This is a genomic window from Microbulbifer maximicatervae (SeqCode) (assembly GCF_052467825.1).
In genome coordinates this window covers 3,736,694-3,759,819 of sequence record NZ_CP174327.1, presented here as the reverse complement: position 1 = coordinate 3,759,819, position 23,126 = coordinate 3,736,694, and the positions used below count along the sequence as shown (strand labels likewise).

The 23,126-nt window shown below is 41.8% G+C and carries 27 protein-coding genes and 2 pseudogenes; 8 read left to right on the top strand and 21 right to left on the bottom strand.

Features of this window, described 5'->3' with window-relative positions; genetic code table 11:
• Nucleotides 1-37 precede the first annotated feature (37 nt).
• Nucleotides 38-226 carry a carbon storage regulator CsrA gene (gene csrA, locus ACJJII_RS16825; protein WP_282932586.1) on the top strand — a complete coding sequence of 63 codons (189 nt, stop codon included), beginning with the start codon at nucleotides 38-40 and terminating at the stop codon, nucleotides 224-226.
• Between the two features lie 230 nt (nucleotides 227-456).
• Here csrA and ACJJII_RS16820 read toward each other — a convergent pair whose 3' ends face one another.
• Together ACJJII_RS16820 and ACJJII_RS16815 are read right to left on the bottom strand one after the other, a co-directional pair.
• Nucleotides 457-591: a hypothetical protein gene (locus tag ACJJII_RS16820; protein WP_444917026.1), complete on the bottom strand. Its 135-nt coding sequence runs from the start codon at nucleotides 589-591 to the stop codon at nucleotides 457-459.
• Nucleotides 588-1,043 carry a hypothetical protein gene (locus tag ACJJII_RS16815; RefSeq protein ID WP_444917025.1) on the bottom strand — a complete coding sequence of 152 codons (456 nt, stop codon included), beginning with the start codon at nucleotides 1,041-1,043 and terminating at the stop codon, nucleotides 588-590. Before ACJJII_RS16815 ends, ACJJII_RS16820 begins: the two co-directional genes overlap by 4 nt.
• A 359-nt stretch (nucleotides 1,044-1,402) precedes the next feature.
• Here ACJJII_RS16815 and ACJJII_RS16810 point away from each other — a divergent pair.
• Nucleotides 1,403-1,486, top strand: a pseudogene (locus ACJJII_RS16810) (carbon storage regulator); the annotation flags it as partial.
• Between the two features lie 293 nt (nucleotides 1,487-1,779).
• Here ACJJII_RS16810 and ACJJII_RS16805 read toward each other — a convergent pair.
• Nucleotides 1,780-2,010 carry a hypothetical protein gene (locus ACJJII_RS16805; protein WP_444917024.1) on the bottom strand — a complete coding sequence of 77 codons (231 nt, stop codon included), beginning with the start codon at nucleotides 2,008-2,010 and terminating at the stop codon, nucleotides 1,780-1,782.
• 863 nt (nucleotides 2,011-2,873) lie between these two features.
• Here ACJJII_RS16805 and tnpA point away from each other — a divergent pair.
• Nucleotides 2,874-3,125, top strand: a pseudogene (gene tnpA, locus ACJJII_RS16800) (IS66 family insertion sequence element accessory protein TnpA); the annotation flags it as partial.
• Nucleotides 3,126-3,127: 2 nt separating this feature from the next.
• On the opposite strand, the gene ACJJII_RS16795 reads toward tnpA, so the two are convergent.
• The gene (locus tag ACJJII_RS16795; protein ID WP_444897098.1) at nucleotides 3,128-3,769 is read right to left on the bottom strand and encodes a hypothetical protein; all 642 of its coding nucleotides are present in this window, start codon (nucleotides 3,767-3,769) and stop codon (nucleotides 3,128-3,130) included.
• A gap of 321 nt (nucleotides 3,770-4,090) precedes the next feature.
• Between ACJJII_RS16795 and ACJJII_RS16790 the strand changes: the two genes are divergently transcribed.
• Nucleotides 4,091-4,291: a carbon storage regulator gene (locus ACJJII_RS16790; RefSeq protein WP_444897097.1), complete on the top strand. Its 201-nt coding sequence runs from the start codon at nucleotides 4,091-4,093 to the stop codon at nucleotides 4,289-4,291.
• A 474-nt stretch (nucleotides 4,292-4,765) separates the two neighbouring features.
• Here ACJJII_RS16790 and ACJJII_RS16785 read toward each other — a convergent pair whose 3' ends face one another.
• The 7 genes from ACJJII_RS16785 to ACJJII_RS16750 all read right to left on the bottom strand — a co-directional run bounded on the left by ACJJII_RS16785 (nucleotide 4,766) and on the right by ACJJII_RS16750 (nucleotide 10,802).
• Entirely contained in the window at nucleotides 4,766-5,362 is a 597-nt protein-coding gene (locus ACJJII_RS16785; protein WP_444913615.1) for a hypothetical protein, read from the bottom strand.
• A 1,490-nt stretch (nucleotides 5,363-6,852) separates the two neighbouring features.
• Nucleotides 6,853-7,143, bottom strand: a complete 291-nt coding sequence (locus tag ACJJII_RS16775) for a hypothetical protein (RefSeq protein ID WP_371840690.1) — start codon at nucleotides 7,141-7,143, stop codon at nucleotides 6,853-6,855.
• Between the two features lie 401 nt (nucleotides 7,144-7,544).
• A complete protein-coding gene (locus ACJJII_RS16770; RefSeq protein ID WP_282953304.1) occupies nucleotides 7,545-7,778 on the bottom strand; it encodes a hypothetical protein in 234 nt (77 codons plus the stop codon).
• Between the two features lie 682 nt (nucleotides 7,779-8,460).
• Nucleotides 8,461-8,622, bottom strand: coding sequence for a hypothetical protein (locus ACJJII_RS16765; RefSeq protein ID WP_444917023.1), 162 nt, complete (start codon nucleotides 8,620-8,622; stop codon nucleotides 8,461-8,463).
• Nucleotides 8,623-8,704: 82 nt separating this feature from the next.
• Nucleotides 8,705-9,010, bottom strand: a complete 306-nt coding sequence (locus ACJJII_RS16760; RefSeq protein ID WP_444917022.1) for a hypothetical protein — start codon at nucleotides 9,008-9,010, stop codon at nucleotides 8,705-8,707.
• Nucleotides 9,011-9,101: 91 nt separating this feature from the next.
• Nucleotides 9,102-10,127 (bottom strand): hypothetical protein, encoded by a 1,026-nt coding sequence (locus tag ACJJII_RS16755; RefSeq protein WP_444917021.1) that lies wholly within the window; start codon nucleotides 10,125-10,127, stop codon nucleotides 9,102-9,104.
• A 69-nt stretch (nucleotides 10,128-10,196) separates the two neighbouring features.
• Nucleotides 10,197-10,802, bottom strand: a complete 606-nt coding sequence (locus ACJJII_RS16750; protein ID WP_444897090.1) for a hypothetical protein — start codon at nucleotides 10,800-10,802, stop codon at nucleotides 10,197-10,199.
• Between the two features lie 919 nt (nucleotides 10,803-11,721).
• Here ACJJII_RS16750 and ACJJII_RS16745 point away from each other — a divergent pair.
• On the top strand, nucleotides 11,722-12,045 hold the full coding sequence (locus tag ACJJII_RS16745; RefSeq protein WP_444917020.1) for a hypothetical protein: 324 nt from the start codon (nucleotides 11,722-11,724) through the stop codon (nucleotides 12,043-12,045).
• A 203-nt stretch (nucleotides 12,046-12,248) separates the two neighbouring features.
• Here the strand turns inward: ACJJII_RS16745 and ACJJII_RS16740 are convergent, their stop codons facing one another.
• The 5 genes from ACJJII_RS16740 to ACJJII_RS23045 form a co-directional block, all read right to left on the bottom strand.
• The gene (locus ACJJII_RS16740) at nucleotides 12,249-12,764 is read right to left on the bottom strand and encodes a YcxB family protein (protein WP_444917019.1); all 516 of its coding nucleotides are present in this window, start codon (nucleotides 12,762-12,764) and stop codon (nucleotides 12,249-12,251) included.
• Between the two features lie 479 nt (nucleotides 12,765-13,243).
• Nucleotides 13,244-13,453 (bottom strand): hypothetical protein, encoded by a 210-nt coding sequence (locus ACJJII_RS16735; protein ID WP_444917018.1) that lies wholly within the window; start codon nucleotides 13,451-13,453, stop codon nucleotides 13,244-13,246.
• A complete protein-coding gene (locus ACJJII_RS16730; protein ID WP_143731642.1) occupies nucleotides 13,453-13,968 on the bottom strand; it encodes a hypothetical protein in 516 nt (171 codons plus the stop codon). Before ACJJII_RS16730 ends, ACJJII_RS16735 begins: the two co-directional genes overlap by 1 nt.
• A 535-nt stretch (nucleotides 13,969-14,503) precedes the next feature.
• Nucleotides 14,504-14,746, bottom strand: a complete 243-nt coding sequence (locus ACJJII_RS16725) for a hypothetical protein (RefSeq protein WP_444917017.1) — start codon at nucleotides 14,744-14,746, stop codon at nucleotides 14,504-14,506.
• 107 nt (nucleotides 14,747-14,853) lie between these two features.
• Nucleotides 14,854-15,207, bottom strand: a complete 354-nt coding sequence (locus ACJJII_RS23045; protein ID WP_502867323.1) for a DUF6559 family protein — start codon at nucleotides 15,205-15,207, stop codon at nucleotides 14,854-14,856.
• A 495-nt stretch (nucleotides 15,208-15,702) separates the two neighbouring features.
• Between ACJJII_RS23045 and ACJJII_RS16720 the strand changes: the two genes are divergently transcribed.
• Nucleotides 15,703-16,584 carry an SDR family oxidoreductase gene (locus ACJJII_RS16720; protein ID WP_444917016.1) on the top strand — a complete coding sequence of 294 codons (882 nt, stop codon included), beginning with the start codon at nucleotides 15,703-15,705 and terminating at the stop codon, nucleotides 16,582-16,584.
• On the opposite strand, the gene ACJJII_RS16715 is transcribed toward ACJJII_RS16720, so the two are convergent.
• Nucleotides 16,579-17,484, bottom strand: a complete 906-nt coding sequence (locus tag ACJJII_RS16715) for a LysR family transcriptional regulator (protein ID WP_444917015.1) — start codon at nucleotides 17,482-17,484, stop codon at nucleotides 16,579-16,581. The genes ACJJII_RS16720 and ACJJII_RS16715 overlap by 6 nt on opposite strands.
• Nucleotides 17,485-17,585: 101 nt before the next feature.
• Here ACJJII_RS16715 and ACJJII_RS16710 point away from each other — a divergent pair, with 101 nt between their 5' ends.
• A complete protein-coding gene (locus tag ACJJII_RS16710; protein ID WP_444905449.1) occupies nucleotides 17,586-18,020 on the top strand; it encodes a PACE efflux transporter in 435 nt (144 codons plus the stop codon).
• 95 nt (nucleotides 18,021-18,115) lie between these two features.
• Here the strand turns inward: ACJJII_RS16710 and ACJJII_RS16705 are convergent, their stop codons facing one another.
• From ACJJII_RS16705 to ACJJII_RS16690, 4 genes are all read right to left on the bottom strand, one after another.
• Nucleotides 18,116-18,550: a hypothetical protein gene (locus tag ACJJII_RS16705; protein ID WP_444917014.1), complete on the bottom strand. Its 435-nt coding sequence runs from the start codon at nucleotides 18,548-18,550 to the stop codon at nucleotides 18,116-18,118.
• 116 nt (nucleotides 18,551-18,666) lie between these two features.
• Nucleotides 18,667-19,251 (bottom strand): hypothetical protein, encoded by a 585-nt coding sequence (locus tag ACJJII_RS16700; RefSeq protein WP_444905451.1) that lies wholly within the window; start codon nucleotides 19,249-19,251, stop codon nucleotides 18,667-18,669.
• 16 nt (nucleotides 19,252-19,267) lie between these two features.
• Nucleotides 19,268-20,404, bottom strand: a complete 1,137-nt coding sequence (locus tag ACJJII_RS16695) for a dipeptidase (protein WP_444917013.1) — start codon at nucleotides 20,402-20,404, stop codon at nucleotides 19,268-19,270.
• 18 nt (nucleotides 20,405-20,422) lie between these two features.
• The gene (locus tag ACJJII_RS16690; protein ID WP_444917012.1) at nucleotides 20,423-22,090 is read right to left on the bottom strand and encodes an amidohydrolase family protein; all 1,668 of its coding nucleotides are present in this window, start codon (nucleotides 22,088-22,090) and stop codon (nucleotides 20,423-20,425) included.
• A 183-nt stretch (nucleotides 22,091-22,273) separates the two neighbouring features.
• Here ACJJII_RS16690 and ACJJII_RS16685 point away from each other — a divergent pair, with 183 nt between their 5' ends.
• Complete coding sequence (locus tag ACJJII_RS16685) at nucleotides 22,274-23,062, top strand: LysR family transcriptional regulator (RefSeq protein ID WP_444917011.1); 789 nt, start codon at nucleotides 22,274-22,276, stop codon at nucleotides 23,060-23,062.
• Nucleotides 23,063-23,126 lie beyond the last annotated feature (64 nt).

Below are 23,126 nucleotides of genomic sequence, written 5' to 3'. Positions count from 1 at the left end.
TGCCCACCCGCAGCTAGAGTATCGGCAGGAAGAAAACATGTTGATCCTAAAGCGCCGAACAGGCGAGAACCTAAGAATTGGAACGAACGTCTCGATTACAGTACTGGAGGTGAAGGGAAACCAAGTAAAGATAGGCATCCGCGCCCCCAAATCCCTTCCCGTCCATCGTGAAGAGATCTATGTGCGTATCGAGAGAGAACGAAAAATAAGCAACGGAAGGCGTTGAGGAAAGGTTCTCCAAGGAAGGAGGCTCCACCTCAATAAAGTCACTATTAATAGCCAGTTATCTTCGAGGTATAGGGCAGTGAACTTACATAGCCCTCTTTACAACTACAAAAATTCACCTCTCCACAGAAAGGTAAAAGTCAACACAAATTCGATCGAACAAGCAGTATAACTAGTTCGCAGAAGGCTGTGGTCGTTTTTTAACCTATTCTTCTTCATCACTACGATCTATTAGGTTTTCCGGTGAGCCCAGAGTGCTATCTTTTCAAGCTCTTCCTTAATATCTTCAGGAAGTGGCTTGAACAACTCTTTTGCCCTCTCTTCGGCTTTCTTTTTTGCCTGTTCGTATCTTTCTTTATCGTTCATAAGTCTCTTACCAGATAATGTGGATTGCCTTTCTTTGAACCAACCAATTTAAACCCACCATGAGACATATAGTACTTAATGAGCTTGTCATTCATAGGCTCCATGATGCGAATTTTCTTTGCACCAATTAGATCCCCATAAATTTCATACGCCAATAGAGAAATACTGAACATTTCACCGGCGTATGGACAATTCTTAGGGGCTCTCTCTATAAAATCTAAACGCATTTCGGTGCCCTTGAATGTAGGGCGACCAAGGGACATTGAACATAGAGTATTTCCCAACCAAACTGACATATCGAATGACTTCGGGTAGAAAATCTTATAGCTCCGGGAAAATTCCCAATTCCATAAAACCTTTCGTTCAGCGGTATCCTTCCAAGCCTGGAAAGCATTTAAGGTTTTGTGATCTATACCTTCAACATTTAGAACGCCCTTCAGGTTTCCGGGCAAACTTTCTTTTGCTATATCTCTGCTTGCGCTCGAAATACATCATACCGCTCTAACGTTTCCTTATGTGACGGTTGCATTTCTTCTCCTTGAATCTGCCTGTTGAGATCCGCCTTTAGCTGTCACTGAAGGCAGTATTTTCCCGGTTCATTGCGATCCGACCAATCATGGACGTTAATAAGTGAAAGCCCGATATGGATGGGTAATGATAACGCGAATGACCATTTGAGCCTAGCGCCCGCCTTTTCCTATTCTGCGCCCACCGCCCCCGCGCCCCACCCCACTCTTCCACCAAGTATCACTTACCAAGCTTCCCCACCAAGGAATGCCCACCCATTGCTTGAGTATCGGTAGGAGAAAACATGTTGATCCTAAAGCGCCGAACAGGCGAGAACCTAATAATTGGAATGGGTGTTTCGATCACAACACTAAAAGTGAAGGGAAATTAAGTAAAGACAGGTATCCCCCCCTATCCGCCGTGAAGAGATCTATGTACAACTCAATAACTAACAAAAAACAAGCAATGGAAGACATTAAGGGCAGATTCTCCAAGGAAGGAGGCGCTCGTACTTGCTCAATAGAAGTTTAAACTGATTCTTAAGTGGTATTTTGAACCGATTCCGCTAGCTCATGCCTGTAATTATTGCTCCTGTATTGGCTAGCCATCCCATTTTCAGATTGCTAAACCCAAGGGCCAACTGAAGCAGCACAGCCTCAATTGACAGTTCATGCTCATCTATTAAATTTCTTTTTGCCGGACATAACTATGCCCACTTTGTGGAAAGTAGACAATCTCATTTGTTTTTTTATTAAAAGCGGCACAGTTTCTTGAACCGCAATAAAGGTACAATAGCTCCTTTTTCGCGCCGTTAATTTGCACTATCACTCTACTGTTTTTATCAGCCTTGATATTTTGCAAAATTTTTCTTGCCTCTTGCACACCCTTCTTTTCAAAATGAGCCATCCCCATGATAAAAATAACTACCCCAATGAGGATGGACCATGAATTTTTATATTTTCTTTCATATTTTAAAACAAGAGGCCTATTCTATTTGGTCGGCAATTTGATCTTTTTTTTAAAATTAACTATATTCCTTGCGCTTGCAGTGTCTTTATTTACATATTCACTAAGGCAAATTTTGTACAATGAATAAAAAGTCACCAAGCCTGCCGCCACTAACGGAACATATAGTATGGTCCATATATTGAGAATCATTCCATGATATAGAATTTGATGAAAGTTTCTGCCCAGGATCTCTCCATCCAAATCTAAAAATTGAAAGAATCCGTGTGTAAACGCCGTGCTAGCCGAGTAAAGAAATGCTGTAATACAAGCTAAAATAACTGCACTATCTAGAAACTTAATAGTTCGCCTCCCTTAAATATATTGATTAACCTAAAACTTATTTACACCACTCCTCACTATAACTTTAAAAGCAACTCAATCAAAGTACCTAGATAGATTAATTAAATGCTTGTGGCTGGTGTATTTGTCCAGTCAAAATCCTGCCCTCTCCAAATTAGGCAAAAAATAGGGGCCGTACCTACCCACGGCTTGAATTCCAAAGGGAAGTAAATAGGTTGGCCATAAAGCACCGAACCGACGAAAGCTCATAAATTGGAACAAATATCCTAGCTGCTGTACTGGAAATGGAAAGCAATCAAGAAAAGATAGGCATCCATGCCCCCAAATCTTGTAAGCGATCAAGCAACCTCATCTAAAAATCAGCCAACTTTTCTCTACTCTCCTGATTTTCAATAATCAGGAGTTCTCAATGAACCCCCAGAGAAAATCCGAATTTTGGAGGAGCATATCAGTGCCAGGAACAACAGCGATTTTCCCAGACAGTATATTGTCAACAACACGATCTGAAACCCAGAACCTATACTTATTGGCACAACAAGCAGAGCAAGCGACGACCCAAGTTGATCCCGGTGACTATAGCGGCTTTTCAGGCTTCTGTTGATTTGACCTTGCCCGATAGCATTCAGATGCAGCTGCCGGTCTCTGAGCTGGCACCTCCTGCGGGAGCAACATTGATGCTACGCCCAAAACAATCCGCTCATAGGTTCCTCAGGTACTGAACTCAGATTTCCGTTACTGAAATGTTCAGATCCAGGTGACTTGAAGTCAGCTGATTTGTTGGATCTCTCGGGTGGTATGCGGTAGGTACAACCGATATTGACCACGTTCTATCCTCTAGCTTACATACCGCAGTACCTAAATAACCCCTCTTTGACAAATCAGAGATTATTTGCTGATCTTCAGCTAAGCCTGAGTTTCGATAAAACTTATGAAGTCTTTCAGTAGCAATACTTGCTGATCGCATAGCAACTTCATCAGAGGCGCCTAAAGACTTGGCGAAAGAGGCCGATGTAACTGCTGCCCTAACTCCATTATCTCGCAAAACTTGGATTTCATTGGAACCAATGGAATAAAACTTTCCACCTTTTACTCTACAATAGCCACCTACATCATCAATTGGTTTTCTAATTGATTTAGTATTAACGAATGTAAAGTAAGCCCGATAATTAATTACACCTGGCGACTCTACTTGAGATTTCCACTCATCAAATAGTTGATATGAGCCAATTTCCTTTTCAACAAACTCCACTAAATTAGAAAATTGCTCTGCACGCTCGATAGTGATTGGAGGGTTGGATGTAATTGAGCAGGCAGCATTGCCCCCTGTAAATAATATTAAAATTATAATTTTCCCTATTTTCATGTTTCTTCCTTGTTTTTACAGTAATGGGGACATGCCAAATAGAAGTATAAATCGCCTCGACCATTGACTAAAGGGGATAGATAGGAAAAATGCTAGGCACCCAAAAAAATTTATATTCCTCAATGCAAATGTATTAAAGCAAGCAGCATCTAAGATTATCTTTTAGAAAATTTGTTGGGCATCCAACAAATAGTGTAGAGAGCTAGAGCTATAGGCCTCGGCTAGCTTAGTTAAAATCGTATTTAAAAAACGGAGTTAATTTTACAGGTTGTAGCGCCCGCCCTTTTCTATTCCGTGACCACCGCCTCTGTGCCGCACTCCATGCCGCCTCCAAACATTACTTACCAAGCTTCCCCACTAAGGAATACCCAGCCAAGACTTGATATATACATGTTGATCCTAAAGCGCCGAACAAGCGAGCACCTAAGAATTGGAGCGAGTGTCTCGATCACAGTACTGGAAGTGAAAGGAATTCAAGTAAAGATAGGTATCCATGCCCGGACTCCCTTGCCACTACAATGAAAAAATCTACGTGGATCTCAAAATAGAAAAAATTAAAAAATAGAGGGCTTTGAAAATAGATTCCTAATAGAAGGAGAATCTCCCATCCTAGCATCCAACTTTTGCTCATAGTAATCGCGCCCATAAGGACACAACAACTCCAAGATAGATACGTCGCTATTTTAAAGCTATCTTTACATGTGTCCCCCGCTCTTCTATAAATCAAGAATCGACTCTAACTGGGACGGTCAGCTGAGTTTATACATTGCTAGCGTTAATGCAATCTGCTTAGACTAACGTCTATCAGTTACCTCCCCCCTTTAATCGCCATAACCCAATGAACGAAAATAGACCATCAGAGGATTCATAATTTACTCAGGGGTGTACTCACTACTCTCACCCTGCTTCTCATCTTGCCTATTAGACTCTCCGGCAGCGCTCTGGAAAAAGGCCATTCAGACAATATAAAAACAGATTGGCGTCCCTTTCCTTCCATTAGATATTTAATGCCTTTCGTGTACGATCTTTCAGAGATTCCCCGAAATGAATGGCATTAACTGACTTGGCTTGTGGCCAGTAAGTAATTTCTATAGAGCTTTCCTTATCAGCGACCTTTTCGACCCTAAAATCAATTACTGTAATCACACCGTTATGCATACGAGTATCCCTCATGTGGTAATACATAGATGGCATAATATCGTAGTGATACTCAAAATTCTGCATCTTTGTACTTGCCAAGCTACCAAATTCTTGCTGGATTTCACTGGTTGATTGGTATTCAAATTCTCTTTTAATTTTCATGAACACCACGTCCACATTCACAGGCACGGTAAATGCGATTTTATGATTAGTAGGCTTATTGGCAGATGTATTCACCGCAGTTTTGTCGGTAGTGCTTGTCTGCTCCATCTGGGATTCCTGTGCAGCTTGTTGCTGGCGAGTATTTCCATCGTGATTGATGGGGTCGCCAGTAACCGGATTATTCCAGCAGGTAAGACATTTACCGTCTGATGAGTAGATATGCTGATTAGACGCACATCCGCTCACGATAGAAACCAGGGCCAAAGAGAAAATAAGTGTTGGTAGCTTCATGAATGCTCCCCTAATGAGAGTGTTTATTTAAAAGTTACTATGAGATTCCAAGCTAGCAACCGAGTATACCGACTCCCTGTATTAACATCGAGCAAGGAGATACTTTGTACACGGAAGTCTTGGAAGGATCTGTTTAGTATTGGATTATCTCGCTCTCTGTATAGAAACCAAGAAAAAATGGCTGTGGGGTTGGTCCCTTTCTAACGCTAGTACCTAAATTAAACTTTCCTTTAGAAGAGACACTGTTGCGTTTAACATTGATCAGTCGTTTTCGACGAACCCTGTTCCAGTCTAACGTTCTTAGTGACCAAATCCTTTCTGATATCATGTTCAATTTCTACGATCCTCCCTGAATATAGATATTGATGGTTCTTTAGGTCGTTATTATGGAGCATAATACCCGGTGCGTCCGCCAGTAAATCATCATTTAAAAACCAATTTTAGAAAATCTTAAACTAAAGCACCGTGCAATATTGTTGTGGCCTAGTAAGCAAAATAACACAAAACTGTAAAAGCTTTGTGAATTCAACCACTTGTAGTGATTCCTCAAACTATAGGAACTTAGCGCCTATGCCATTCACACTTTACTCCGTTCTACCTGTAACTTCTGAAGCAGGGAATGCCCAGCCACAACCTTAAGTATTGGCACTAAAAAATTCTGATCTTAGAGCTTCCTAAAGGTGAGAGCATTAAAATCGGTACAAATGTCTCGGTTACATTACTGGACGTAACCGGCAACCATGTAAAGCGTGATATCTACAATACCCAAATCTCACCCCATTCATCGGGAGAAGATCTTCGTGTATTTTGATAGGAAAAGATGACTGGGGCTCTGCCACCATAGAGCCTATTAATCTTGAGAATCGCGGGGGCCCTTAATTAATAAAATGAGCCCCCTCAAGAGTTAAGCTAAGCGATGTTCAAACCGCACACCAGTAAGATGATTTTATTGAATAGACTTTTTAAGGATATCTGTACAAAAAGCACAGGTAAAAATATTAAAAGCTGATTTGAAAATAGCCTTTGTACCAACTTCCTCATGAGAAAAAACAATGCGCCAAGGAATACCCACCCACCACTTGAATGTCATCAGGAAACAAATATATTGAGCCTAAAGCATCGAAACGGCGAGAGCCCAAGAGATAGAACAAATGTATCAAGTAACATACTGGGAGTGAACGGTAATCTCTATCAGCCCATAGTGGAAAGATCTATGTGCGCATCAAAAGAGAACAAAAAGTAGGCACTGAAAGTGCGGTGGGAGCAGATTCACAATGGAGGGAATCCCACCCAAATCTCCTCCCCTCTTTCATCATCATAGTGGCACCTTTGAGCGCACACTATTTCTATGATGAGAAATGTCACAGCCATACAGTTACTTCCAAATGTATTAGAAAACAGCTGCACACACTCTATAAGTGAAAATCGACACTAACTGGGGAGATCAACTGAGTTCAAGACATAGCTAGCATTGCTGCAATCTGTTCACACTAATTTTTATCAGTTACCTCTTCCCATTCATCTTCATAACCGGCTGAACGAAAATAGGCCATCAGCGTAATGATGATTTTCTCAAGGATATATTCACTACTCTCTCCTTGCTTTTCATCTTGCTTATTAGACTCACTGACAGTTCTCCAGAAAAACTCAGCGAAGTGAATAGCCTCTTCTTTACTAGCCAAAGATCCTGAATTGATAATCTCAAGGCTTTTTTTATCATTGAGTAGCTCTGCATAATGCAAAAGAAACTCTCTCTCCTCGGGCAATTTATAATTAATCATCCTATCACCTTCGTACCATCTCTTATTACACTCATACGATCAGCAACCATCTGGAGCTTTTGGACTAGTTGAGAAACCGTCATTTTCCTCGTTATGGTTAGGAAGTAGTGTCTATTATCTTTCTGATCTTGCACAAATTTCAGATCAGGCGGCAAATCTGACTTCTCCAAAACCCAAAATACGTCGACATTTTTCCCAGGGTTTTTAGATGCTTTAAGCTTATATATTGATTTGAGGTGCTGCCAGTTTGCCGAAAAGCTGAGTCCCATCTGATTATGAGGAATCACCCACTCGTGCTTCCTCTATAGAGATTTAACTTTGGTGTATCAAACTTTGGTTACCGTACTATCGCCATAAAGAGGCGCATAACGTTGATCGCCGACTGTAATACCCTAGTAAACTCATAGTAGTTCGCGTGAAAAATTAACTATATTTTTTCCGTATTTTTCAACTGCCTTTTCTTTAAGAGGCTTTAGTAGGAGCCTTACTTCAATAAGATCATTACCAACATCCGCGATCTCATCTTCATTATCCGATGTTTCGCAAATATTGGACATTTTTTGTTCCATTTCTATCAGCGCTTCCAGGATAATCTTGAGCTCTGATTCTACTAGGCTTAATTGAAAGTCATTCATACCACTCTACCTTCTTTCTTAAAAACTCTTGTGGCGCTAAGGGCCATTTCTTCGGGGCAGTTCTGGACACCCACCAAGTAGAATGGCGAGCAGAGCAACAGTAGCCGGATAAGAAAATTGGCATTGAAAATATAGAAAGTTGTAAATTCAAAAAGTTATATTAGCTAATCAATTCAGGAACACTTACATCCACCCTTCCCTATTCTGCACTATTACGACTGCTCCCCATCCGCAAAGCATCACTCACCCAGCTCCCGCAGCAAGGAATCCCCCCCACATCTTGAGTATTTTCACGAAGTAAGTAGGTTGACCATAAAGCACCGAGCCGGCGAAAGCCCATAAGCTAGTACAAGTGTGCTAGCTGCAGTACTGGAGGCGAAAAGCAATCATGAAAAGATAGGCATCCACGCCCCAAATCCCCTCAGCCCATCGTAAAGGGATCTATGTGCGAATCGAAAGGTAAGCAATAGAAGGAATTCTCCAAGGAAGGAGACTCTACCCCAATAGGGCTCCAGAGAGGCGCTATTGATAGCTAGCTATCTTTCAGGTAACGGGCGGTATGCTCATAGAACCCTTTTCACACCTACAAGGAATTACCTCTCTACAAAGCGGAAAAGACAGTACAAGTTAGAGTGAACAAGTAGCCTAGCTACTTAGCAGAAGACTTTGATCGTTTTTCAACCTACTCCTTCTCATCAATACGATCTATTAGGTTTTCTGGTGAACCCAAGGTACTGTCTTTTTCAAGCTCTTTCTTGATATCTTCAGGAAGTGACTTGAACAACTCTTTTGCTCTCCCTTCAGCATTCCTTTTTACTTTCTCGTACCTTGGTTGGCGCTTCATGAAATTTCTATCAACAAATTAAGGTTAATATAGTTAACGAATGAACCTGAGGCGGAGCTTATAAATCAAGCAAGCAATGCAACTAACGAGCGTGTGAAATATCGACTACCTGACAGTTTTCACGGTGTAGTTTCACAGTCGGCTGACCACCGCCACGTCTATACTTTGATTCTTCCTTCGGAATCACTAAATAGAAACTGCCATCAACAATCAACTTGTAGTCCCCAACTTTTGCGCTTTTGGCCGGAAACTTTGTAGCAATTTCGGAAACCCCTTTTTCAAGAGCTAGTTCATGTGAACACAAGCAGGCGCTTGCAATGTGGGAACAAACTGTCAATACCATGAAAACTATTATTTTTACATTAAAATTATAGAATACTTTAAACATAGCAAGTTACCTTGTATGTATGGCTACCCATTTAGTAATACAGCCTTCTTGTTGGAGCAAAACTAAAAGCGAGTCTATCAATATACACTCGTTAAGACTCATTGACAGATGCCATTTCCTCTAGTTTTCTTTTCGCAAACTTACCCCTTTCTGATACAGGGTGAGACTCATCTGAAGCAAACTTGTTAGCTAACTCCTTAGCAATAACTGCTTCAATTTTACCCAGCTCTCGTATCAAAATCTCAGCTGAAACTCGTCTAACGATAGACGAGCGATCAGTAGATGATAATTTCAAAAAATCGAGTATAGGGAGCTTGATGTCTAGTTTTCGTTCACCTACGATGGGCCTTACCCTACCTTCACAATAGCGTATATCTGTCCATTCCCATTTCCGGCCCTCCATCCATACAATACGGCCTTCAAATAAACTACGATATGCCTTAGCTCTAACCGAAGGTTGAATAGCTAATCTCGCTATTTCCTCTAAATTCTCATCAAGAATAGGTGTGCGCCCAAGCTGGGAAAAAAGTGATGGCATGGGCCCAGACGCAGACAAAATTAACTTACGCCGAAGCGACTCTGCTATATCTTTTTCACAAATGACTTGAAGAAGAATCTGCTTGTCTTCTTCCTTGATTCTACCCCATGAGTTCCAATTTGATAGTGCAATACATAGTGCTTCAACTACACATTTTGGATCAGTTAATTTTGCTATCTCAGGAAGCTTTTCTCTTGCAACCTCACGCACTTGAGGCACCCAATCATTCAGCCTACGAACGGCAAGCGAGAAAAAGAATGTATTTGGCGCTCCTCCCGAAAGAGCTCGTAGAGCTTTCTCTCTTTTGTAACCATCCCAACTTATTAGGTCAAGCCAAGTTGTCAGCTCCTTAGGTTTTGACCAAAGCTTCCACTTGGAAGGCGTGGATTCTCTTAGTGCTGAAGAGAACTCAGTGCGTATAAACCGTTCCCAGTAGTCAAAACTGGAAAGAGATAACTGACTCGTCACATCAACTAATGCAGACATATCAGCTACAACCTTGCTCCCCGAATTTATCGAGTTCGCAAAGTCCTTAACTGCTAAAATAACTTTCTCTTCCATCATCTTCAACTGTTGCACCTATTTCACTGCTTGATAACGCCCAAATCAGCGGAGTTTCAGTTCCGCTGTATTTTCTTATTACATGCCCTACGCCATCTCTCTTAGCAAGTGAATAGATGTATTTTTTGGCAACCCCATTGAGCTTGCCAAACCATCTATACGATTAGCCACCATGGTAATCTCTGACTCGGCCACCCCTATCGCTTCATACACAGCCTGATAATCAACCTCAATTTTTCTATCTGTGGCGGGGATGAATGGCTCGTCATCAATGCACTCAATTATTACTTTATCGCCCTTTCTAAACGCACGCGAACTTGGATGCCCCTCAATGGCTATGTAGAGATCGGATTCCGACCTCAATCGCACCCAGGACTCAAGATCAGCTATAGTCCCACAACATTGGGGAAATAATTTATTAACTCCATTTATGACTAGAGCAAAGCCGCCAAAGAAGGCGCAACAATCTTTGACTTCAAAATCTGATATATGCAGTTCAATTGCGCGCGCCAAATTGTTGTCATCAAGCTTACTTAATGAATGAAATTGATGATCAGCTGAATACCCGACCAAGTCTCGATATCCACTAACTGTAAGTAGCTCGTCTCTTGCAGTCGAGCTGCATTCTTTCCTAAGATCGTTAGCCTGATCTGATATTGGCAACTCTATTAATGCTTCTAATTTTACTTCCATATTTGTGCAATTCTGGGTACCCACTAAATTGAAAGTATAAACCGCAAGAGCTATCAGACTGAAGAGTAGACTCAAATAAAGCACCGTGGGACAGCTGGCTCTAGAGGCCTAGCTTCGCATATTCTTACTCTGGACCTACCACCTCCTCACCCACCCCATTCCTCTAAGGGCTTCACTTATCAAGCTTCTCTACCAAGGAATGCCTACACACAGCTTGAGAGCCAGCGCGAGGGGGGGAGCATTTTGACCATGAGCCAGTAAGCCGGCGAAAACCTAGAATCTGGTACGAATGTTTCTATTGAGTGTGATAAACCCGCAATAAGTTGCTTGTCCGAATGGCAAATATTATGCTTTTACAATCAATACCATCGAAATGGAATTCAAAAATAGGTAAAAAGAAGATACCTTTCAAACATCAGCTAAAAACTGTACAAGACATTACTGACCGCATATCCAGAATCTATTTAGAAGCACTGGAGTGAAAGGAGAGAGCATTCTTTAGAACTGTCATAGATCCGAATGAAGCTATTATATAAGGAAGGCTCACATGGTAGAGGCGGGATAAGTAAAGGGGTTAGGCATTGTGACGACAAATTCTCAAATTCAGATCCTATGTGGATTGAACCCCGTGACGAGCACGGTTTGTCTTTCTCTTCAACGGTTAAGCATGCTGTCTCAACAATGGGATTTCTAGGCAGATTTTAAGAAAAGAGAACTAAAGTTAACTGGGACTATTGGATTATAGAAGACAGTCAGCATATCCCTTCCGGGATGAAATTTGTATAAGCCCCTGATAACTCATCTCATTATTTACGGGGAGTGACAGAACGCATGCGAGTTGATGAACTCGTTTTCAAACTTTGATCTATATCCGATAGAATGTCCATCATGACAGACCTGCAACTGGAGGCTTATAAAAGTGCTTAAATTTAAAGAATCTGAGTCTGATACTAAAAGCCTCGCTTTACATTACGCTAAAGAAATGAATGATGAACTTCTTGAAGAGTTTATCAATTCAAAAGTAAAAATTAATTCGAACGAAATGGCAGCGTCATTAACAGAATCATTTTGGAAAATGACAGACTTAGCAATCAAAGATAATGAAGAGCAAAAAGTCATAGAGGAAACTACTGATATAGAGTTCTGGATGCATAAACTCTTCAACAAATTTTCTGGCTACATGCTTATTAATGGTTTTGAAGAACTTTGGGAAAGTACATCAAGCAAGATACGTGCTAATTAAAACCTGGTATTGCCTTGCTCCAATTTAAGGGAGTATGGGCTTTCCCACACCCCCTTGGGCTGTCAGTATTTTGGAAATAACTACTCTTGTACTTGGCGACTCCCATGTGTTCTACTTTATTTAGAAGCTAGGGCTTCTTACAAATAGTATTTTTCTTAAAAAGGCCAGATACCACATTCTGGCCTAAATGTATCTTGGGTGTATTATGTATGCATTTTCAATGTAGCTAAAAGATCATCTTTAAAATCAATTTGCTCTAATGATTCAGCTGTAAAAATCAAAGCTAATGCTTGATCCACAAAAACATAAATTGCCCCATTAACTTCCTCCACCTGCTCAACCACTGCCCAACTATAGAAACTATGGCCATGTTGACAAGTTTCTTTAATACCCTCTGGAGAAATCTCATACTCTTTAGAGCCTAATATTATTCCATCCTTGTTTGGTGTAAAGCACTCACCTATTTTTACAGCCAACAACCTACTAAGAGCAACATAAAAAAGAAACGCAACTGATATTACCATAACTAATATGAACGGACTCAGCTCAATTTTCCCAGCCTTAAACTGAACACAAGACATAAAAATTAAACCGATAGCCAACCAAACAACTAAGATCTTAAGAATCGATATCCATGTATGAGATTTCAAACGACTACATACCACATAGTCACAAAAATTATTATGGTCAGCTTTAGAGGTTACTACTTTAAGTTTCAAACGAATCTCCACAATCTACATCATATATAAAGGTCAATCTACCTTAAGCCCAAGCGTAAATTCTTTTGGACACACAGTGAAAGCTAATCACATCACTATACTTCTACTCCCTGAGGCGCTTTTCTGCCTTAATAAATCTTCTGAACGTATATACCATTACGGCAATATAAAGGGCAATTACTATCGCCATAGCAGAAATATCATAGACATTTATCACCCAGCTTTCTGGGTGTTGATCTCCTTGCACCAATAGCGTAGTAGTTAGAAATGACACTAACAGCAGCAGTATAAATACAGCGGTTACCAATAGAAGTTTGCATGCCAGGAGTATAAATCTCTTCATAAAACAAAAACCAGGTTAGGCAGTTGAAGGCAGATGCAACCTGTACCTATATTTGTCTAAATAATTAGCTCAATACGACCTCCCCACATAAGGGGGGCCTTAACTACTTAAACCTTTTTACTTTATGTCCTGACCTTTAGACTGAGGTTAAAGTGGGGCCCCTATTCTCCCACTCGTCAATCATTCTTTCGGTCAGCGCCCTCAAACGCCCCATGTATAGAATATCTTCTTGAAGCTCTTCAGCTTCTTCATCATCACATTCATTAATATCAACATCACATAATTTTTCTTCGTAGCAAGCAAGGGCTTCTCGTATATAGTTCAAATCTTTGTAGTTATAAGACATCACTTAACTCTCATATATTTTTTTAAGGCGGCAAGCTTTTCAAAATACTCGGAAACAGGCATGTCGATTTCCGCTTCAATCGAGTAGTGGGTATTGCCTTCTGCATCGGGAAACATATCTTTTGCAATAATCAACCCTGGTTCCAATCTCGCATCTTTGGTAATTATCCACCAAGCATCCTTTCCCTCTCTAAATGGAACTTTGCTACTGATACCATCGAAAAGTGATACCCCACCCGATTTAGCCAAAATATACGGCTCTGAAGAGCCTGGCATCCGGTAGGTTACGATATCGTTTCGCTTGGGCCTTTCTTCACCCGTTCTGTTGTTTTTCACCATCATTGGCCGATGGTCCTCACGATACCTAACCTTATCGATCTGCGGATTATCAAGCTTTCCTTTCCTAAGCACCACATCCACATCAAATCTCTTCATATAGACTTGATTGGCACGTTTGTGTAGTTTTGCGTGCCCTATGGCATCATCCCGTGTAAAGCTCAAAACATTTAGACCCATTGACTCACTCCATAAGTTTCAATCCGATGTTGGTAAGCGATATTACTTCAATGCTTAACGACGAGCCACAGCCAACCGCAAACCCGATCCCCATTGCCATTAGAGCCATAGCGAATCCAATTAGTTAACTCAGTAGCTTGAAGCGACTCCCCAACTTCCCAGTACCTAATTCCCGTCTTTTACTGATCCACGTCCACAACCCTAAACCGACGAAATCCTACAAGCTGGGACATACGTCTCAGCAATAGTGCTGCAAGTGAAAGGAAATTAAGTAAAGATAGGCATCCACGCCCCCAGGTGAGAGATCTATGTCTACATCAAAAGCGAACGAAAATTAGGCTATAGGGGTTGTCCAGGTCAGGCTTCCCAAGGAAGAAGGCCCTACCCCTCTCTGTAGAAGTTAAATTTTATTTGGCAACGAGATGCATATCTACACGCTCTGCTCCAGCCTTTTCTTGAGTAAACTGTGCAAAATGTACATAAAGTAAGTTATTCCCAAAAAGCCCGAAGAGCCGTAGCATACTACTTGTGCTTGTTAGGCATCTGGCTCACCAAAAAGAAGGATGTACGCTGTGTAGGCTAATCCAGCTACTAACAACCAAAATGAAATACTGACAATCACCACCAGAAACCCATTTGGCTCTCTCCCTTTCTTTGTAAAAGGTTTACAAATGAGATTGCCAGGGAAATGGAACATGACCTCGACAATGATTGTAAATATAGTCTCAACAATAAATCGACCGAGAAATCTAAATACACTGCCTATTACTTCTTCCACTCATTCTCTCTCCGAACTCAGGATTTTTGACGCCTAAAGCACTTACAGTAAAATCAAATCGAAGCAACGGTTTTTACACCGTATGCCTTTTCGTTTTAAATGTGAGCTCAATCCGAACCTCCTGAGTCAGAAAATTCGTTGCTACAATTGGATTCTACTAGGGATGAATCACTTCTATTCATAGAAATCACAACAGAATCAATTTCTTTCCTGGCCTCGATTGAGCTAAGACTTACGCCAGATTCTGTACAATATTTATCAAACTGCTTTTTATCTGACCACATGTATATTGCGTACATTTGATACTTAGTCAGTTTGGGGTAGTGGTTTTGAACACTATTAGCCACCTCAGAGGCTAAATACTTTCTCTTATTCCCCCAGTCATTTGATAATTTACGCCTTAAATCCCTTTTGAAGATCCGTATGGCCTTGCGTTTACTTGACAATTTTAAAAACCACACGATCGGATACCTTTACCAATTAGTTCAAAAGCTACATCTGTATATCATGCTTCTCTCTAATTCTAAAACTCATATATCCTAGAACACAAAAAAATACAGAGAATCAAGAAACCACCTTTAACTGATAAGTATGTCAAATAAAGATATAGAGCAACCTCTTTATCTTTCTGTACTTTCTTTGCTCTGTATATTTTAGAAATGCTTTATGGGGCAATGAGGCTACCCACAAGTAACGAACCGGCAAAAACCTAAAAATTGTTACGAATTCCTCACTCACAGTGTTGAAGTAACTGGAAAATAAGTAAAGATATGCTCCCCCCCAAATCCCTTGTCGTCCACCGAGAGGAGATCTAGGTGCGCGTCATACATGAACAGAACGTAGGCACTAGAAGGTCCTGCTGTAGTATCTATTTGATAGATGGTACATAACTTTAAGAGTTTCTATCTCTTGGGCAAAGTATGGGCTACCTCATTCATTGCTTTAAAGGTTGAACTATGCAGAAAACTATTACGATTATTGGCGCCACAGGCCATTTAGGCCGTCAGGTAGCACGAAAACTGGATCATAAAGGTGTAAAGGTAACTGCGCTCGTAAGGGATGCGGCTAGCGCTCGCACTATCCTTCCAGAGAGTATCCAGCTTATCGAGGCAGATGTCTCGGATAAAGAGAGCCTGGTGTCCGCACTAGTTGGTACCAAAACACTTTATATCACCCTGAATACCACGTCACTCGACCCGACTTTACCCTTTCATAGTGAGCGTGAAGGTGTGATTAATATCGTGGAGGCTGCAAAGGTCAATGGTGTGCAACACATCATGCAGATTGCTGGTATTGATTATCTCCACCCAGAGTTTGCGGACAAGGGGCTTGAGTACAAGACCAATGTAATCCGTAAATCAGGCATAGAGGCCATTAAAAGTTCGGGCATTAATTTCACTTTCTTCTTCTGTTCATTCTTCCTGGATTCTTTCCCCACATTCATCGAGAACGGCCAATTTTCTATCATCGGCGATCATGTCCACCCTATCTACTACACCAATACAACAGATCTGGCAGAGATGATCGGTAATGCTATCGGGAATGAGATGGCCTACAACCAGAGTTTTTCAGTTCAGGGTACTGAGGGGATGTCTTTACCAGAGGCGGCCAGAACGTTTGTAGAGGCATATTCTCCGGGAACAGAAATTGCCGTTCACCCTATCGCGGCCATTGCAGAAATGGGACTGCCCGAGGAGCAGGCAGTATTTATGGAACATATGCTGAATTACGTAGAACAGCTAAAGGAGCAACCAGTGAGTCAAAAAACTTGGCAGGTGTTAGGTAAGCCAGATACAACTATCACAGATTTTGCCCGAGATCTGTCAAACGCTTCATAGCGACTGATCCTTGTTCAGTATTGCGTCCTCTGTGCTCAGCCGCTTCATCAAGTCAGTGGCTGCAGGACCCAGTGGACGCTTACTGGACCAGATAATATCTACACCGTGTGACAGCTCTTTCTCCTGCTCAAATACCAGAGGGAGCTGTATCAGTTTTTTCGCCGCTATCCCCTTCGCAACCACGTGTAGTGGCAATACTGCCCAGCCCAAATTGGCATCGACAAGGTCAAGTGCATCATCGACACGTGACACACTCCACACGTCGGGAGACACCAGCCAGCGAGTTTGGCTGGATATCTCAAACTCCTGCAATAAGATTTGTCGGTATTGTTTCAGGTCTTCCCAGGTTACTTCAGTAAGTTGTGCTATCGGGTGCTCAGCACAGGCGACGCCAGTGAGCTTCAGATGGCCCAGGGCTCTGAAATCGCACCCAGTGGGCACATCTTCTTGCTGCGTGATAATCCCGAGTTGGGCAACATCCCGTTCGACCCAGGTCTGTACATCCTGAACATTTCCCGCTCTGAGCGTAATTTGAACATTTGGATATTTGGTCTCAAACTCTTGAAAGAGTCCACCCAGGTTTTTAATCCGCACATGCTGGGCAATAGCTAACGTCAACCGGGCCTCGACATCCAGAGACAACCCTTGTGCGATCGCCATCAAACGCTCGCGTTGCTCGATAAGATTCCGTGCGCGTTCCAGCAGTGACTCACCTGCGTCCGTCAATCGCGGGTATCGTTGACTACGATCAAATAGATTGACTCCCAAGTCAACCTCCAGATTCGATACCAGTGAGCTGATTACCGACTGTGCCTTTCCACATTTACGTGCAGCCGCTGAGAACGAGCCAGCCTGCTCGGTTGCTACAAATGCTTCCAGTTGCTCAATAGAAACTGCCACGCGCCCAACCTATCTGTTTAAGGTATAGTATCTAACTTATCCCACCTAAAATAACTATATATCATTCAGGCATATTTTCTCAACCAGAGTGAGTATGGCTGATGACTAAATCATTGAAGAATCGTTTATTCCATGCGGTTTCCTACGAGTTTTTTCTGCTGCTGACAGGTGGCTTACTGGTGGTGCCAGTGTTTGATCTGGAGGTACACCAATCGCTAGTACTTGCGGCTGGACTATCACTGTTTGCGCTGGTCTGGAATATGGTTTTCAATCACGCCTTTGACTGGTACTTATTGAATATACGTAAAAACCCGGAGAAGACGTTTATCGTTAGAGCCATGCATGCGTTATTGTTTGAAGGGGGTATGTTGGTACTGACGTTGCCAGTAATCGCCTGGGGCTTTAATCTGACTATCCTAGAAGCATTTATGCTTGAGATAGTCATGGTGATTTATATCGTGATATATACCTATGTATTCAACTATTGGTTCGATAAGCTGCATAGCTCGTTTCAAGTTACTGAACACAAACGTTAAAGGTCTTCTCCACTTTCTATTTTAGATGAAATGCAGGACCAGTTAAGATACACATCGCCGGAATCACCCGATGGGGGCAGAGATACATACTTTTACTATGTGCTTAGCTCAATACCGATACATCTTAAATTTGTTAGCAGTTCTTTATATTGATCGGACTTGGAAGATAAGTATTGTAACTTACGATGCCTTTTAACTTCCCAATTACCAATGACAGAGTCAATTTTTGTACCGGATGCCGATGGTTCATCATCGAAACCAAACTCAAATCCGCAGCTACATATCTGGAAAGAGCCACTACCATCCTCTAAGTAAGCAGGAGCCCCCCAACTCAAGGCTACCACATACAGGATAATGCCAACATCCATTAACTCTTTAACAAACTTTCTGGCTATATGCTTATTAATGGTTTTGAAGATGCCTGGGAAAGCATACGTGCCTACTAAAACTAAGCATATCGATTGGATATGACCTCTTTTTAAGTGAAGTGGTTCAGGATTGATCTGACAGTTAACAGAAATTCTGGACACTCACCTAATGTAGCAGGCACAGGACTGATACTTATTCAAACAGATTGATTTAGGACTTGTGATAATTTTAAGTTGAATGGTAAGGCTTCCGAGTTGAGAGCAACTGGATTCTATCACTAACAGTTTTTGGGTTTTATCGACTGGAGTTCCACCCATACGGGGTGAGAGGAATTTTGTGGAGAAACAATAAAGTACCAACGAAGCTCATCAGTTTTTTCACAGTTAACTTGATTCCCTTTAAAGTAGAGGGTCTGCTCTTTTTTGGTTACAAATGGCTCAATCCACTTTATCTGACCAGTATACTTGCCATCATCCCACTCAATTGTAATAGCCGGCTTATATTCTTTGCCTTGAGTGACGGCCTTGTACAACCCCCTATAGTAGGAGGCTATAAAATCCTGGATTTCGACCTTCCCAAAAACTTGGTTCTTCTCTGGCTTGTGAGTCCATGAAAAAGCATAACTAAAGAAATCCTCTTTTTCTTGTTTATACATACCAGGCAGAAACACAAGCTCTTCAACACCATTCAAGGTGATATCTGAAGCAAATTCGATCGGGAAAGGAATCACTTCAGTCTTTGAACTCTTTGGGAATTCGGAATAAGTACTAAGTCCTTCAGCAAAAAGCAAAGGTGAAAAGAGGAAAGTAATACAAGCCACCAATCGAATTAGAACGCCATCAAGCCTTAGATAATTATCCATTTAATCTTACTTTCCTTTAATTCCATACCGAAGCAAAAACACGCAACCAGTTTTTACCAATTATTTTTTCTACCACTCGATCAGGAATTCCCTTTTGGCTTAGCCTATAGGCAATTAGCTCCATCCGCCGCTCAGAGTTCAGCTCAGGAATAAACGGTGGACGATTTGGTGTTTCTCCGGGCGCGGAGATTCCAGCCGCAATACGACGCTCAACTTCCTTACGGATACTTTCTCGATACTCAGGGCCATCATTGACCGGTACTACGCCTTGGTCACTACCTATGGCAATATGATCTTCACCACATACTTTATAGGCATGCAGTATATGTTCTATCACCACATCGGCCTTTATTTCATGCTCCCCACCCTCCAAAAATGGCATTAAATAGATTCCAACCAAGCCACCGGTGTCTGCTGCAGCTTTTAATTCGGTATCGTCATTATTTCTAGGGTGGTAATAAATTGCGTTGCAGCCAGTATGAGAGATCACAATCGGTCTTTTTGATTGACTGATTGCACTGGACACTGTCTTCTTTCCAGAATGCGAGAGGTCAATCAGAATCTTCTCCGCCTCCATGATCTCTATGGCTTTCTTGCCAAGGGAAGTTATCCCTGAATCTTCCTTAACGAGACCGCCGCTGCCAAGGATAGAGGGCCCATTGTAGGATACCTGCATTATCTTGACGCCCATTTTGGCGAATTCTGAAATACCTGAAAGTGACTCATCAAACATTTCAGTTGATTGGAATCCCATTATGATACCGAGTTTACTCTCTTGCTTCGCTTTCAGGATATCTGATGCAGAATGAATTAAACTCAAGTAGTTTGAATTCTGTTCGATGATAGATTTGGTTTTTTCAACCTTCTTTAAAGTCTCTGTGTAGTCATCACCTGGATAGGGGACTGTCATATTCAAGGCACTAATCCCCGAGTTCTTGAATATTCCCAGGACTTCTTCAGAGATTGGCTCCCTGAGCGAGAATGCTCCGCTGAGGCCATCAATTACAATCGATGAACCGTATTGATTCCACGTTGATTTTTCTGCATCAACTCCAGAAAAGGCATTTAATATACCTGAGTTAATGGCCAAGTATGAACCAACACTACCTGATACTAGAGATTTAATCAGTGCTCTTCTATTTATATCGTTCATAAGTCCCCCGCTCCAGAATTAATCGGCGATTCGTGAAGCTATACACTCCACCTCAGCTTTGGCATCAAGTGCCAGGCCACTCGCTGCAAAAGCACTCCTCGCAGGTTTCTTTCCGTTGAAGTACTGGAGGTAGACTTCGTTCGCCGCAGGCCAATCATCAATATCAGCGAGCATCAAAGTACACTTAACCACATCGTCAAAATCCAGGTTTTTGCTTTCGAGAACTTGGCCAATATTCTTCATTGTTTGATGCATCTGAGCTTCCAGACTTTCACCTGCCAAGGTTAAAGTTGAAGGGTGATTACCGATCTGCCCAGATAACCAAATGGTTCCATTCACTTCACGTGAAGAGGAGAAAGGCAACTGTGGATCGTCGCCAATAAAAATAAAGCGACCGTTCTTAACCACATGAGCTATCGACTGGCTATTTTCGATATTCTTTTCGGGACTTTCTGAAAGTACAACAATGTTTGCTTTCTTTCCCTCTTCAATACTACCGACAGAACCTTCTATCCCTATCACTTTTGCAGCATTTATAGTTGCAGCTTGAATTGCCTCGAGAGGTGTCATACCGATTTCATCTACGAGCAGCTTAAGCTCATGATGAATCATCGGTGTAGTGTCATTTTCAAGGTCACTAAATGCATCCGTACCAGCAGCTATAGTGATGCCGTTTTGATAGGCAAATTGTGTCATTTGTGTACTGAGCTGATCAAGTTGCCTGTACTTTTCGTTTAAGGTATTCCTTCTTTCAAATACTGTAAGCGTCGCATCTAAAATTGTACCTTTCTCTTTCATTGCATCAAAAAGGTCTAAATAGCTATCCTTTTGCAGCATTTTTTCCCAGGTTGAATCATCGAACTCAGCAGTTTTTCTGCGCCACGCCTTGAAGTTATCAACTAGCTGAGCAGACATATCTGAGGCATGTGAAATAGTCTCAACACCAGCATTGACAATATCCAAAGGTTTGGAGGGGCCTATATAAGCATGCGACCAGACTTTTAAACCATGTTTCTTGGCTGCACTTGCGAGTAATGGCACCGTCTCGGCCTCAACATCAGCATATATCTTGATGCCTGTTGCACCAGCGCCTATGGCCTGGAGCATTATTGAATCCATATCTGAATTTTGATCTACCGCTCTCATCCATGTTGTGTGACCTGGAGTACGCCCTTTAGCTGAGGCAATGGTTCTCGGGTCCGAGAAGAAGGATTCTCCACCAATAATGACTGAAAAGTAGATGTCTGGCGAAGCGATGGAGTCGACCTCTGCTTGACGTTTTAAGTAGGCCAATGCTCGTGCATCACCGCCCATATCTCTCACAGATGTGACACCACCACGAAGCAGGTATCGAAGTCGCTCAGTAGTGATAGACAACTTATCCCAGCTATCCGGATCTGTCGCATGGTGGACATGCGCATCTATCAAGCCGGGGATTACAAACTTCCCTTTTAAATCGACAACACTGGCCCCCCTCACCTTGGAGATATTTTTCGTTGAAGAAATTCTCTTTATCTTATCGCCTTCGATAAGAATCGACTGGTTTTCATCAACTTTAAGCGCTTTAACGTCCACTATATTGGCGTTAATGAGCAAAACTTGCTCTAGCTTTCCATCCTCTGCTGATACAACGCCGCTGGTAGCAATGTGTAGAACCGCCAGAATAAAAATTTGTTTTATTTTCATGTACTTATCTAATGTGAGACCGTGGGACTTTTAATCTACTAGCAAAATTTTGCGTCATTTAGGATGCACTTTAAATGTAATTTAGGTTTATAGTGTATAAACTATTTGTTTATTATGTTTGTCTGTATACTCCAGCTAATGCCCACCGTAAGAAGAGAAGCGGATTAGCCATCAGGGGAGTCAATGAACAAGTTACACGCCCTTGAGGCATACTGTTTAGTGTGCGAAAAGCAAAATTTTGCAGCTACTGCTCGCGAGCTCGGCATTTCAGCAGCAATGGTCGGTAAGTACATTAAGCAGTTAGAAGAGGAGCTGGGCTGCCTATTGGTGATGCGCAATACACGCAAAGTATCCATAACCGAAGCGGGCGAAAATTACTATAAACAGGTTTCACCAATACTAAAAAAACTCCACTCCGTCGACCAGGCGATGTCAGAATACAATCAAGAGCCTAGAGGCAGACTATCGATATCGACTAGCATAGAGCTAGGCAGTCAATATTTTTCAGGATTGATTGCCAATTACCGTAATCTATACCCTCAGGTATTCTTGGATTTTCATCTCAGCAATGACCCACTCGATTTACTCGACAATAAAATCGATCTCGTTTTTAGAATCGCACCAGAATTGCCAGACTCTAGCTATATCGTCCAATCTATCGCAAAAACTAAGCTAGCACTCTGGGCAAGTGACTCTTACATAGAGAAGAATGGGCTCCCTGAAAGCATAGAGTCATTAAAGAAGCATCAATTACTCTTCTTTAACCACAGTATTCGAGGGGATCATTGGCTATTTCAAGACAAAAAAGAAACAAAAAAAATCAAACTTCCCTGGGCCTGGCAATCTAACAATGGGAGGCTATTAAATGAGGCGGCTGCTGAAGGACAAGGAATAATCCAAGCCCTTTTTACTCTGTCAAATCTTATGTCGACTCTGGTCAACTCACTGAGATTCTACCTAGATTCACAATAAAGCCACTAACTATTTTTGCGCTCTACCCTCATCGCTGCGAACTTTCCCTGAAGGTTAAAACCTT